The following is a 13551-nucleotide window of genomic DNA, read 5'->3' as shown; positions in this document are numbered from 1 at the left end:
GCCTTTATTAACGTTTCTTAAAGAATGGTGGTTGTTCGTCTTCATCTTCAGTATTTGAAAAGTCGACTGGTGCTTGATTTGACGTTGGCGTGTTAAAGACATCAAATGTTTGCTTTTGAACGCCATCAAATCGTTCGTCTTCAGCAAAGGCATCCTTTGACGCCCCACTCATATTCCAGTCAGCGAATGGATCATTTTGTGTTGGCGTTGGGTGCGCTTGCACATTATCTGCCACCGGCTTTTCAAATACAGAATTTGTTGCTGCAGCTTGTGCTGCGTCAGTAGACGGTGTGCCAAATAGGTTAGCTGGCTTTGCCTTTTGCGTTGGTTGCTTTGGCGCTGCTTCGCTGGCGCTTTTTTGCAAACCAGTCGCAATCACCGTCACGCGAATTGAATCGCCAAGGTTTTCGTCAATTGACGTTCCGAAGATAACGTTGACTTCACGACCAGCTTCTTGGGCAATCACTTCTGAAGCTGTTTGTGCTTCAAACAATGACATATCCAAGCCACCAGTAATGTTCAACAAGACATCTTCGGCACCTGACATATCCACTTCAAGCAGTGGTGATGAGATGGCTTGCTTTGTCGCATCCGCGGCACGTGTTTCACCACTTGCTTGACCGACACCCATCAAGGCAGGACCGGCATCTTGCATCACAGTCTTCACATCAGCAAAGTCCAAGTTGATAAAGCCTGGGTTAGTAATCAATTCAGAAATACCACGAACACCTTGAGCAACCACTTCATCGACTACCTTAAAGGCTTCTGACAAAGGCGTGCGCAAATCGATACGATCCTTCAAACGTTCGTTGGTAATCACAATCAATGAATCAACTGATTCTGACAAGGCTTGCAAACCTTCCGCAGCAAAACGACCACGCTTTGGGCCTTCCCACTTAAATGGTCGCGTTACCACGGCCACTGTCAAAGCGCCTTGTTCCTTGGCAATACGAGCCACAACAGGGGCAGCACCGTTACCAGTACCACCACCCATGCCGGCTGTAATCACGACCATGTCGGCACCAGCAAGGGCTGAGGCAATGTCTTCAGCTGATTCTTCGGCCGCTTTTGTCCCACGTTCGGGATTTGAACCAGCACCCAAACCACCTGTCAATTTTGGGCCAATTTGAATTTTAATGTCAGCCTTTGACTTATCTAAGGCTTGCACATCCGTGTTAGCCACGATAAATTCAACGCCATTGACACCTTCTTCGATCATATGGTTAACAGCATTTGATCCACCGCCACCAACACCGATAACTTTAATGATTGCGCCAGCTTCTTGGGCGTCATCAATTGAAAAATCCATGAGTTGTCTCCTTAACTATGTTAATCTTCGCTAAATAAATTTTTGATTGATTGCGTCAAACGACCAAAGAACCCTTTTTTAGGTTGCACATCTTCACGACCATATTGGTAATGGTCAAATGGCTTGGCGTTTGCATCGGTTGTCTCAACGTTTGTCTGTGGCGTCATTGAAATTGTCGCATCAGATTGCACGTAGGCTGTGTTGTCGTGTTGGGCCATAATCACTTGCTTGATGACCTGTTGCGTCATACTTTCACGCGAAGCAAACATGGCATAAGCCATGGCACGCGTGTATGAAGGATGGCGCAAACCGATTTGATCAGGTACAAACAAGCGAACATTCTCACCAAGAATGGTTTTCGCAAAGTCAACCATTCGAGGGAGTGCGGCATTACCACCGGTTAAGACAAAACCACCTGGCATATTCAGTCCGTTAACGGCCTGTAATGGTTCAAAGGCACGTGTGAAAATTTGTTCTAAACGGGCTGCAATAATTTCTGACAAATACTTTTCAGAGATTGTTTGTGGTTGACTTTCACCAACCACATCGATCAAGAATGTTTGGTCATCACGCGTTTGAGTTGGGTCAGCAAACCCATAATCGCGCTTAATACGTTCAGCATTTGCATATGATGTGCCCAAAACAGTCGAAATATCCTTGGTGACGTTGTCGCCACCTTCCAAATCAACTGTATTAAACTTAAGTTTCCGATCATGAATGATAGACGTTGTTGTCTGACCACCACCCAAATCGATTAATACTGTGCCAAAGTCTTGTTCACCGTCATTTAAAATACTGGTCCCAATTGCCAACGGGGCTAACACGAATTCACGCAATGAAACGCCGGCTTTTTGAATGGCAATTCTTGTATTATCTAAAATTTTACTTGGTCCAATATAGGCTGTGCCGCGCATCTCAAGCCGCACACCAATCATTTCATGTGGGTCTTTGATGCCATCAAAACCATCCACGCTAAATTCATCAACAATCACATCGATGACGTCACGATCAGCTGGTAAGTTATTTGACAAAGCTTGTTGTGTCACATGTTGTACATCGTCATAGGTAATGCGTTTATTTTGATTGGCAATGGATACTAAACCATCCACATGAATCATTTCGATTTGGTTAGCTGGGATACCCGCGACAACCTCATTAATTTGAATATTTGCTTTTTCTTGCGCTTGATCTATGGCTTCGCGAATTGCACTGGCCGTCGCATCAATATCAACGATTACGCCTTTACGTAAACCACGTGATGGTGCAGTACCCGCACCAATCACATTAAACTGGTTGCCAGTTGTCTGTGCAATCACAACTTTAATTGATGTGGTACCAATATCTAAACCAACCGTCACGCCTGCGTTATTCATGCGTTGTGCCCCTTTACAAAATTATTTTTTATAAAATATACCTAATAATAATAATAGCATAAAATAGGTATCTTACGCCACCGATTATGGCGTTTGTGTCGTTTTCTCAGCCGCGTTTTTTTGCGGTTTATCTTGGGTCACCCCATACGCATGTGAGTAGGCCCCAAACTGCAAATCAACAATCCCTTTTTCAGGCATTTGGGCTGCGATACCAGGATAATAACTAATCTTTTGACCAAACGTTTTGCTGGTCGCATACACTGTATTGCCATCATCCATAATAATTACCAAGCGATGCGCATTGTCTTTATTAGGTGACAGCGTAATTTGACTGATATTTTGACGTAAGGTCAACTCCAGTCCAACAAAGCCTTGGACAACTTGTTGTAATTCTGATTGCGATTTAAACCCTGCATAAACTGGTGCATCCCCTTTTGGTGCAGCAACTTTTTGTTGCCGCCCATTACGATCCATCACCAGCCACTGCCCATTTTGATATACATAACCAGCCGTAACTTTTTCAATTACTTTAATGGTCACATGCTGGCCGTTAACCGTGACTTGCGCTGCATCAACAGCTGGATTCTTTTGCAAAATACGTTGCACAATAAAATTGGTTTGCCCAGTCACACGCCAAAGCGGTGTGTTTTTCTTAATATTGGCATCTGCTTCAATTGCCGTTGCTGGAATTGTCGCTGATTGTACGGTGACAGTCTGAACAACTCGCCATGGCTGTAGCAACACAATCAAACTGATGATGACCAACACAAAGATTACCAAGTTTAACCAAAATTGACGCGGTATCGTTTTTTTTAATCGCATGTTGTTTGTTGCATCAGTCAAAATATCAATCTTTCTTTTCTGAAATTGCTGACAAAAGCAGCTGATACAAGCGATCGCCAGCATCTGGCATGCCAACCTTTGTGGCTTGTGCGGCCATCTTATCGCTCGTGGTCGTGTCTAATAATAATTGATCTGCTGCGGCAATAAGTGTCTGACCATTGAGTTCTGGTTCAGGAATAATTAGTGCTGCACCAGCATCGACTAAGCTTTTGGCATTCTTAGTTTGATGGTCGCCTGTGACGTGTAAGCTTGGGACCAAAATAGAAGGAATGCCCAACGCTGTAATTTCAGCAATTGATGTTGCCCCTGCGCGTGACACAATCGCTGTGGTTTGTGCCAAAACCTCTGGCATGTTATCAATATATGGCACAATGCGAATATTATCAGCTGCTGAGATACCTTGCGCTTGCAATAAGTTAATGACGTTATCATAGCGCTTGGGCCCAGTAACAATCACAATTTGATAAGGCCGCGTATTCAAATCATTCATCGCTTCGATAACCGCTAAGTTAATGGCTGGGGCACCTTGTGAGCCACCAAAAATCAACAATGTTGGCTTATCATCTCGCAAGCCCAAAGTTTGCCAAGAAAAAGTTGACTTCAACTGTGCAACTTGTTGCGCACGTGGATTACCGACTAAAGTCACTTTATCTGTAGGGAATTGGTCTTTTGCGACACTAAAGGCAACCCCAATCTTGGTTGCCCCACGTGCCAAAAATTTATTGGTCACGCCAGCGACTGAATTTTGTTCATGAATCACAGTTGGAATATGCATCCGTTGGGCCGCATAAACAACAGCCCCCGCCACGTAACCACCTGTGCCAACCACAACATCTGGTTTGAACTCTTTAATAATCTTTTTTGACTGCTTCACTGCTTTCAAGAATAGCCGCACAGTTTGAATATTGTCCAGTGATAATGAGCGCCTGAATCCTTGAACGGCCAATTGCTTAAACGCCATGCCAGTTGGTGGGACAATATTGGCTTCGACCCCCCGCTCTGACCCAACATATAAAAATTCTGCATCCGGATCATGTTGCTTAATCACTTCTGCTAATGCTAAAGCTGGATAAATGTGGCCACCTGTGCCACCACCTGATAAAATTACACGCATATTATCGCCCCAAAACTTTCTTTAATTCACTTACAAATGCCTCACCGCGGACTTCAAAGTTATCATACTGATCCCAGCTTGCTGCGGCCGGTGATAATAAGACCACATCGCCGGCTTGCGCCAAGGTGACAGCAAGTCTGGCCGCAGCAGCGACATCATCAACCGTTTGAACGGGTAGACCAGCCGCTTGGGCAACAGCAACAACCTTTTGTTGCGTTTCACCAAAGGCCACCACAGTTTTAACATGGGTCATATTTGGCAACAAACGTGTTAAGTCATCACCTCGATCTAGACCGCCAGCCAACCAAATTGTGGGTTGGTCAAAACTATCCAACGCCGTTTGCGTCGCCTCAATATCTGTCGCTTTGGAATCATTGTAATACATTACTGCTTGGTCGGTAAACAAATATTCTAATCGATGCGCCACACCGCCAAATGACGCAAGCACTTGGCGAATTGCCTCATTTTCTACACCTGCAAGTTTGGCTACTGTGACGGCCGCTAAGATATTTTCAAGATTATGTGGCCCAACCAGTTTAATGGCAGTCAGCGGCATCACAACTTGATCATCAATCACTAAATTGCCCGCTGTCGCTGCCACACGGTGACCCGATTGTGTCCGTGAAAAGGGTACCACTTGCGCCGCTGTATCTGCGGTAAACTGCGCTGTGTCTGGGCCATCAGCATTCAGCACCAACGTTTGCGCCGCCGTTTGATTTTGTGTCAATTGAAACTTTGCTGCGACATACTGTTCACGTGTACCATGATAATCCAAATGATTAGCAAAAATATTGGTGATTAAGGCAATATCTGGTTGGATATCCGGAACACCCATTAATTGAAAACTTGATAATTCTAATAGCAAGGTATCATCAGCAGTTAATGCAGGTACCACTTCACTCACTGGTGTCCCAATGTTGCCGGCCGTCGTTACCCGTTGACCATCTGCTAATAACATGTCACGAATAAGTGACGTGGTAGTGGTCTTCCCATTTGAACCAGTAACAGCAATCAGACGGCCTTCAAACGAACTTAATGCGACTGCTACCTCGGTTAGTACAGGAATATCAAGAGCCATGGCACGTTGTACCAAAGCTGTGTCATAAGGAATACCAGGATTTTTGATCAAGTAATCAAATGACGCGTCCAGAGGTGTCGCCTCATCATGATTAATGAAAGTCACACCAGCGGCTTGTAACTGGTTAAAGGTGTCGTCCGGTGCAAAATCACCACCATTGACAACCGTCACTTGAGCACCCAGCGCCACAAGACGTTGGGCTGCTGCTTTACCAGAGCGCGCCCAACCAAATACCATCACTTTTTTATTGTTGAATGCTTGTGCCTTCATATTCTCCTGCTCCTTATTTTTTATGTACGTAGGCTAAATTGCCTACCTGCATTAATTCATATAAAAGATGCCCGCAACTGCTAAGATCGCTGACACAATCCAAAATAGGGTGTCGATTTGCCATTCACTCCAACCAAACTTTTCAAATGAATGATGAATTGGGGCCATGGGGAAAATCCGCTTATGCCAGTAATGGTACCCGACCGTCTGAATAATGACGGATAATGTCTCAATCACAAAGATCAAACCGAACCAAACCAATGAGAATGGAATCCCCAATAAAATTGATTCCATGGCTAATCCAGCTCCTAATGCCAGCGAACCAGTATCGCCCATAAAAATTTTCGCCTTTGGCTTATTGAAAATTAAGAAACCAAGGAGCGCACCGATAACCGCAAAGTTAAAGATGACAATCGTTTGCTGATGCATGTTATTGGCAATGACCGCATAGGCCGCATAAACGACGATACTCGTTCCGGCAAGCAACCCATCCAGGCCGTCCGTCAAATTTGTGGCGTTTGACCAACCCACCAGCCAGAACCACAAAAAGATAAAGTAAAAGATACCCAAGTGCAGCGTACCAAGGAGCGGTACATACAACGTAAATGGCACGCCCATCGCCCACATCATGATCATAATCACAACGGCACTAATAGTTTGCGCCGCTAACTTTGGCTTAAAAGCAAAGCCTTCATCAGCACGTCGCACCATTTTCAAGGCATCGTCAATCCCACCAATCACCGCATAGGCGAGTAAAGCCATGACCGGTAATGACATGGCTGCCAAACCGGCAAACCCTGCTGTGGCACCTGCCCCAATCAAGGCACTCAACGCGGCAGCCGCGACAAACAATGCGCCACCCATACTTGGGGTACCGGCTTTGGCTTGATGATCCGGCCCTAAACGCCGAATCACGGCCTGTTCCTTAGATTGTTTTAAGAACTTAATTACCATCGGCATGAAAATTACCGTGACAATAAACGCTCGGGCTAAAGCCCATAAATTATCTGACATTTGCTCTCTCCTACTGTTTCTCTTTTAATGTGATGGCCACTTGACTGGTATTGACAACCAATTGGTCTTTGGCAATACTTTGACTCGTGACATAACCAGAACCCGTCCAACTGAGTTTAAAGCCTGCTGCATCAGCAAATGCTTGCGCATCAGTCAAACTCCAACCTGTCATATCAGGTAAATGAGTATTGCCTTTGGCCTTCAGAATGACAAGCTGATTGGTCAGTGACTTTTGCTCTGGTAACAACGACTGTGCCGTAACGTTACCAATTGACCCAACCACCGCCGTTCTAAAGCCTGCTTGTGTCATTGTGTCGGTCGCATCTTGAATAGATTGCCCCACCACATTAGGCACCGTTTGTTTGGTTGTTTTTGATTTTACCGCACTATCACTACTATTTAAAGCTTGCAGCATCAAAGGCTGAAAAACTTTGTTCATCGTGATTTGAATCGTGGGATCTGGGAAAACCTTTGGTTGCTGAACAGCCAAATAGAAAATATATTTCGGATTTTTTTCTGGTGCTAAGACCATCACCGAATGAATCGCGTTATTCAACCCTTGCAGGTATTGCCCACCTTGTGAAATCTGGGCCGTTCCAGTCTTAGCCGCAATTTGATAGCCATATTTGCGCAAGTCAAATTCTTTGGCAGTCCCTGTTTTTTGATTGACAACATCAATCATGTACTTACGGACTTGTTTCGCCGTGCTAGCTTTGATGGGACGCGCAACTTCGACCGTTTTGCCTTGTTCAACAACGGCACCGGTCGCTGGATTGACCACTTTATCCACAAAGTATGGTTTGATTTCCTTACCATCATTGGCGATAGCAGAATAGGCTTGTAACATTTGCAACGGTGTCACACTAATCCCTTGACCATACGCCGTGTTGGCTTGGTCAATGGGATAATCAAATGAAATATTACCTGCTAACTCATTACTTAGCCCTGAATGTGTAGATTGTAAAAAGCGGAACTTTTCCAGATATTGGCGCCAAGTCGTTGCGCCTAACTTCTGCTCAACTTTGGCAAAGGCCACGTTTGAAGAACGCCAGAACCCCTCCCGATACGTTAGCACCCCTTGATTTTGACCAAAAGCATCGACCACTTTTTTCCCATCAATCAACAATGTCCCTGATTGATAAGTGTCATTTGGCTGCCACTTGCCCGTATCAATGGCGGCTGCCAGTGTGATGCCTTTCATCGTTGAACCAGGTTCAAATGGGCCTTGGTCTAATAGATTAGTCCAAAGCTTTGGGCTATCGTTTTTATCATTGGGGTTAAAATTAGGCCGTTGGGTAGCTGCGACAATCCGACCCGTTTTTGCTTCCATCAACACCCCAACCGCTGACTCAGCTTTCGTTGTGGCAAACAGATCATCCATCCGTGTTTCTAATGTGTTTTGCAAATTATTATCTAACGTGAGATACACATCATTCCCATTTTGAACGGTTTGACTGCCCTTGGTGTTTTCTTTTTGGCCATCATACTGCTTAATGCCATTTTTACCCGCTAAAGTACTATTTTCAGCGGCTTCAATACCCATCAAACCTGACTGCACCATTTGGCCCGTTTGGGTATCCTGATTGCTTTTCGTCATGCCGATTAAATGTGAGGCTGTGCTATCTTCAGGATAACTACGTGCCGCATGCGGCGTGAAGTTAATCCCTGGCAAATTCATTGCCTTAATTTTTTCATATTGGGCAATCGACAAATTTTTACTAGCTTGGCCTTTTGTTGAGATAAATTCAACTTGGTAAGCTTTCTTTTCCAAACGCTTCAAAATTTCTGATTTGCTCATGTCAATGACTTGGCTTAACTTTTCAGCAGTTAATGCCTTGTCTTCAACGTGACCTGAACCGGCCACGTATTTGCCAGTTTTTGGATCTTTTGTGCGTAATACTTTTTTGTCCAACACGGCATACATATCATAAACCGTTGTATTTTCAGCCAAGACATTACCCGACGCATCAAAAATGCGACCGCGGTTGGCTGGCACAATTTGTTTCGCCATAAAGGCTTGCCTGGTCGCATCGTTGAGGTTATGGCCATCCACAGAACCACTTGCGATAATAAAAAGACGTATCCCGAGTCCGAGTGTCACAAGTATCATTGCCCCCAACAATACACCACCAAAAATTTTGGCGTTCTGTGTGACTCTTCTATTCGGTATACGTCTCACGTTTTTTTTCATCATTATTGGTTAACATTTCTAACGTTGCTATCTGATAATGTCATATCATACTTTTTAGCAACCTCGTCTAAGTTCTTTTTGCTTGTCTTACTTTGAATGTCACTACGTAACGCATCATTCGCCTGTTTTGTTTCATCAATTTGCGTTTGCATGACTTGCGTGTTCGTACGCGCCGCATTAGCTTGCATACTTGAAAAGACAACGCCCACCATCAAAATCATTACCACAGCAGACACAAAAGCCACCATCATACGTTCTTTTCTTGTCCAACGTGCAGGCTTGTATTTAATCCGTGTTTTAGGTTGTGATAGCGGTATAGCTTCCGCAGTCGTGGTATATTGATATGCATTTTGTGCCATATGCAGCTCCTAAATCTTATTGTCGTGCGATACCACGTAACTTGGCTGATTCTGACCGGTGATTGTCGGCCATCTCATCTTGACTAGGTAGTATTGGCTTGCGAGTTAACAATGTGTAATCGGCTTCAAATTGCCCTGGCAAAACGGGTAAGCCAGCAGGTAATTCGGGCGCGGTTGTCTTTTCACGAAACATTTGTTTAACGAGACGATCTTCTAACGATTGGAAGGTAATCACGCTAATGCGGCCATCGGGGGCCAATAAATCAATCGCTTGTGTCACAGAATCTTCCAACGCACCTAATTCATCATTGACGGCAATACGTAATGCTTGGAACGTACGTTTGGCCGGATGACCACCCTTACGTCGTGCTGGTGCTGGAATCGCTTCTTTGATAATGTCCACTAATTCAAACGTTGTATTGATTGGTCCATTTTCCCGATGCTGCTCGATTTTACGTGCAATTTGCTTTGGGAAACGATCTTCGCCGTAACGGCTGAGAATCCGTAATAAATCATTGAAAGGCCAGTCATTAACAATTGTTTTCGCCGTTAATGTTTGACGTTGATCCATCCGCATATCTAATTCAGCATCGTAATTATAGCTAAAGCCCCGTTGCCCATCATCAAATTGCACAGAACTCACGCCAAGATCATAAACAATGCCGTCAACGGCTGTGACACCACGTTCTGCTAACGCTGACTTGAGCGTTCGGAAATTTTGATGAATTAAGACCAGCTTGCCGGCCGCAATCTCATCAGCATACTGTTTGGTGTTGTATTGAATCGCGGTGTCATCTTGATCAAAGCTATACAGCGTCCCAGTCGTTAACTGCTTTAGGATTTCACCTGTATGACCACCACCACCTAGTGTGGCATCCACGTAAAGACCGTCAGGTTTAATATCAAGTAAGGCAACTGCCTCATGGAGGAGTACTGTGACATGTTCAAATTCTGACATTAAAACCTTCCTTTTTAACTAGAAGTCAAAATCAACTAGTCCTTCTGCAATCTCATCAAAGTTATCCGCCGTCGCTGATGTATAAGCTTGCCAACGTGCTGCTTGCCAGATTTCAAATGAATCACCAGAGCCGGTCACGATGACATCTTTTTCCAAACCAGCATATTCTCGCAAATTGGCCGGTACAATAATACGCCCTTGCTTATCAATTTCCGCTTCCATGGCACCAGCCAAAACAAAGCGTTTAAATTGGCGCGCTTCTTTTTTCCCTAAAGGGAGTTCATTTAATTGTGTTTCTAATTTTTCCCAGATAGGCATTGGCATGGCACGTAATGCGTGTTCCATCCAACGGGTGACAACAAACTTGTCGCCTAACTGATGACGAAATTTTGCCGGTATTATGAGTCGCCCTTTTGCATCGAGCGTATGTGAATATTCGCCCATGAACATAAGGACCACCCCCATTAAAAAATCTATACTATTAATTTACCACATTTACCCACTTCCCTCCACCTTATTCCCATTTTGTCACAATTTAGTAAATTTATGACACAAAAAAGTACGACTATCCCTTGATAGTCGTACTTTCTGTCAAAGTGGGTGTCAGTGGGAGATAAACCCAAAAATGGTCACAATCATTAACAAAAATGCTGCAAATAGCCCACTCCAGACCCAAAATCGTCGCCAAAATAACCAAAGTGACCAGCGGTTACGTAACAAATACCAGGACAACACAATTCCAATGACACACCACCCCATCAGCATCCAGGCCCACCAACTCACACCAAAGCGTTCACCCATGGCAAAGTGCAGGCACAACCAAAGCGGGATGACTGCAAGATCTAACAGGCTAAACTGAAATTTGCCAACATGAAATTTACGATTAACCGTCAATGCGATAACCAAGATTATCACCGCGCCAACCGACCAAAACCACCATTGCATATCACTACCTCTATGTTCCTCATCTTAAACCAGAATACCGAAACTCCCCCAAAAAGGCAAGCCGCGGTCGTTTGTGAATTGCACCGCATGAAGAGATTATGTTAAACTAAATGGGAATAACTTTACGAGGTAGACTATGACTGACGAACAAACGCCGCGACCAACGAACGCCAAATTACAAGCTGAAATTGACGCGAAGCTCAACCAACACCGCATGCCAAAAATCGAACGCAAATCGCGGACGCGCATTGAAAAAATGACTTTAGTCATGGCGTGGTTAATGATTATTTTGATGATTGGTGGTGTCTTTTACGCCTCAATCAACGCCCTAGGTTGGTTATAATCACCACTAAAAAAAGCAGCTCACGCTGCTTTTTTTAATGTCATCTGTTATTCAACTGCTAACAAATATGGGTATAGTGGTTGTTGACCGTCATGAATTTCAACTTCGAGATCGTCATCAATCGCTAAGATAGCTGCTGCTAACTTATCAGCATCCTTTTGCTTGAGATCTTCTCCGAAAATAATTGTCACAATTTCCGAGTCGTCATCTAACATTTGACTCACAGCTTCCAGCGCTGCATCATAGACTTTCTTGGTCACAACGGCAATATCGCCATCAAGAATGCCCAACCAATCACCATCATGAATTTCAACACCGTCAAGCACAGTGTCACGAACGGCTTGCGTAATTTGTGCAGACTTCACTTCAGCCATCGCAGCAGCCATTTCATCAGCATTTGTAGCCAAATCAGCGTCTGGATTATAACCCATCATTGCGGTCAAGCCTTGTTGAATCGTCCGTGTCTTCACAACTTGTGCTGGGATGTCAACTAAATCAACTGCTTGTTCAGCGGCCATGAAAATATTGGAATTGTTTGGCAAGATAATTGCTTGCTTAGCGCCACTGGCTTCAATTGCCGCCACGATATCTGCTGTCGATGGATTCATCGTTTGACCACCAGAAATGACTGTGTGTACGCCTAAGCTCTTAAAGAGTTCGGCCACACCGTCACCAGCCGCAATCGTAATAACCGCCGTATCTGAAACTGGTACATTGGCAGCAACCATCTTGGCCGCTTGGTTTTCTTCAGCGCGTTGTGCGTCAATCACTGCTTGTTGTTGATCACGCATGTTATCAACTTTAACTTTCACCAAAGAACCAAAATGCGTGCCCCAACCAATCACTTCGCCTGGATTTTCAGTATGCACGTGCACCTTAACGATTTCATCATCATTAATCACGAGTAATGAATCACCTAATTCGGCCAAATGATTATAGAAAGGTTCGTAATCAAATTCACGGTCAAAAGTTGTCCCTTTGCCGATTTGAACCATCACTTCAGTACAGTAACCATATTCAATATCATCAGGATCTAAATTACTGTTGGCTTGGGCGCCAGCGTGCAATTCCTTCACCATTTGATCCAACGCTGCATTGTCAGGGGCTTGCAAATCGTCTTCGTTAAAGTTGCCACTCAACACTTGATAAAAGGCACGTAAAACAAAAACCAAACCTTGACCACCTGAATCAACGACGCCAACTTCTTTCAAAACTGGCAATAATTCAGGGGTACTATCAAGGGCTGCTTGAGCTGCTTCATCAACAGCTTGCATGAGCACCACAACATCATCGGTTTCTTCAGCCACTTGATTGGCTTTGGCAGCTGCTTCGCGAATTACCGTCAAAATCGTCCCTTCAGTCGGCTTCATCACTGACTTGTAGGCAATTTTAGCCCCAGACATCAAGGCATCGGCCATGTCGCGCGTTGACAACGTCGCTTTGTCTTCTACCGCATTAGCAAAACCACGGAAAATTTGTGACAAAATGACCCCAGAATTCCCGCGCGCGCCCATCAATAGCCCCTTTGATGTGGCCTTTGCCAAAGCACCAATATGGGTATCAAGCGCGTCACGTTCGTATTGCGCACCACTCGCCATGGACAGGCTCATGTTTGTGCCTGTGTCACCATCGGGTACGGGGAACACATTTAATTTATTAATTTTATCCGCATTTGCAGCTAATGACGCCGCTGCAGCGTTAATCATCTTACCAAATTCAACATTGGTAATGGTCGTTATCTTAGTCATGACACT

The 13551-nt window shown here is 44.5% G+C and carries 13 protein-coding genes; 1 reads left to right on the top strand and 12 read right to left on the bottom strand.

Going from position 1 to position 13551, the window contains the following annotated elements; all coding sequences use genetic code 11:
• Positions 1 to 7: 7 nt before the first annotated feature.
• The 11 genes from ftsZ to A9176_RS05055 form a co-directional block, all read right to left on the bottom strand.
• Positions 8 to 1309: a cell division protein FtsZ gene (gene ftsZ, locus A9176_RS05105; RefSeq protein WP_029509127.1), complete on the bottom strand. Its 1302-nt coding sequence runs from the start codon at positions 1307 to 1309 to the stop codon at positions 8 to 10.
• A gap of 20 nt (positions 1310 to 1329) precedes the next feature.
• Positions 1330 to 2682 (bottom strand): cell division protein FtsA, encoded by a 1353-nt coding sequence (gene ftsA, locus A9176_RS05100; RefSeq protein WP_029509126.1) that lies wholly within the window; start codon positions 2680 to 2682, stop codon positions 1330 to 1332.
• An 84-nt stretch (positions 2683 to 2766) separates the two neighbouring features.
• On the bottom strand, positions 2767 to 3504 hold the full coding sequence (locus tag A9176_RS05095; protein ID WP_077283246.1) for a cell division protein FtsQ/DivIB: 738 nt from the start codon (positions 3502 to 3504) through the stop codon (positions 2767 to 2769).
• Positions 3505 to 3529: 25 nt separating this feature from the next.
• Positions 3530 to 4639, bottom strand: a complete 1110-nt coding sequence (gene murG, locus A9176_RS05090; protein ID WP_077282375.1) for an undecaprenyldiphospho-muramoylpentapeptide beta-N-acetylglucosaminyltransferase — start codon at positions 4637 to 4639, stop codon at positions 3530 to 3532.
• Between the two features lies 1 nt (position 4640).
• Entirely contained in the window at positions 4641 to 5987 is a 1347-nt protein-coding gene (murD, locus tag A9176_RS05085) for a UDP-N-acetylmuramoyl-L-alanine--D-glutamate ligase (RefSeq protein WP_077282373.1), read from the bottom strand.
• A 51-nt stretch (positions 5988 to 6038) separates the two neighbouring features.
• Positions 6039 to 7001 (bottom strand): phospho-N-acetylmuramoyl-pentapeptide-transferase, encoded by a 963-nt coding sequence (mraY, locus tag A9176_RS05080; RefSeq protein ID WP_019041048.1) that lies wholly within the window; start codon positions 6999 to 7001, stop codon positions 6039 to 6041.
• Between the two features lie 10 nt (positions 7002 to 7011).
• Positions 7012 to 9192 carry a penicillin-binding protein gene (locus tag A9176_RS05075; RefSeq protein ID WP_077283244.1) on the bottom strand — a complete coding sequence of 727 codons (2181 nt, stop codon included), beginning with the start codon at positions 9190 to 9192 and terminating at the stop codon, positions 7012 to 7014.
• Between the two features lie 2 nt (positions 9193 to 9194).
• Positions 9195 to 9551: a cell division protein FtsL gene (locus tag A9176_RS05070; RefSeq protein WP_010003518.1), complete on the bottom strand. Its 357-nt coding sequence runs from the start codon at positions 9549 to 9551 to the stop codon at positions 9195 to 9197.
• A 16-nt stretch (positions 9552 to 9567) separates the two neighbouring features.
• Complete coding sequence (rsmH, locus tag A9176_RS05065) at positions 9568 to 10509, bottom strand: 16S rRNA (cytosine(1402)-N(4))-methyltransferase RsmH (RefSeq protein ID WP_077282371.1); 942 nt, start codon at positions 10507 to 10509, stop codon at positions 9568 to 9570.
• Positions 10510 to 10527: 18 nt separating this feature from the next.
• Positions 10528 to 10959 (bottom strand): division/cell wall cluster transcriptional repressor MraZ, encoded by a 432-nt coding sequence (gene mraZ / locus A9176_RS05060; protein ID WP_010001972.1) that lies wholly within the window; start codon positions 10957 to 10959, stop codon positions 10528 to 10530.
• A 153-nt stretch (positions 10960 to 11112) separates the two neighbouring features.
• Positions 11113 to 11454 carry a hypothetical protein gene (locus tag A9176_RS05055; RefSeq protein WP_010003522.1) on the bottom strand — a complete coding sequence of 114 codons (342 nt, stop codon included), beginning with the start codon at positions 11452 to 11454 and terminating at the stop codon, positions 11113 to 11115.
• A 136-nt stretch (positions 11455 to 11590) separates the two neighbouring features.
• Here A9176_RS05055 and A9176_RS05050 point away from each other — a divergent pair, with 136 nt between their 5' ends.
• Complete coding sequence (locus A9176_RS05050) at positions 11591 to 11797, top strand: DUF4044 domain-containing protein (protein ID WP_010001974.1); 207 nt, start codon at positions 11591 to 11593, stop codon at positions 11795 to 11797.
• Positions 11798 to 11844: 47 nt separating this feature from the next.
• Here A9176_RS05050 and A9176_RS05045 read toward each other — a convergent pair whose 3' ends face one another.
• Positions 11845 to 13545, bottom strand: a complete 1701-nt coding sequence (locus A9176_RS05045; protein ID WP_077282369.1) for a DAK2 domain-containing protein — start codon at positions 13543 to 13545, stop codon at positions 11845 to 11847.
• Positions 13546 to 13551: the final 6 nt, after the last annotated feature.

This window comes from Leuconostoc garlicum (assembly GCF_001998805.1).
Lineage (GTDB): Bacteria > Bacillota > Bacilli > Lactobacillales > Lactobacillaceae > Leuconostoc > Leuconostoc lactis.
This window is presented reverse-complemented; position numbering and strand designations above follow the sequence as displayed.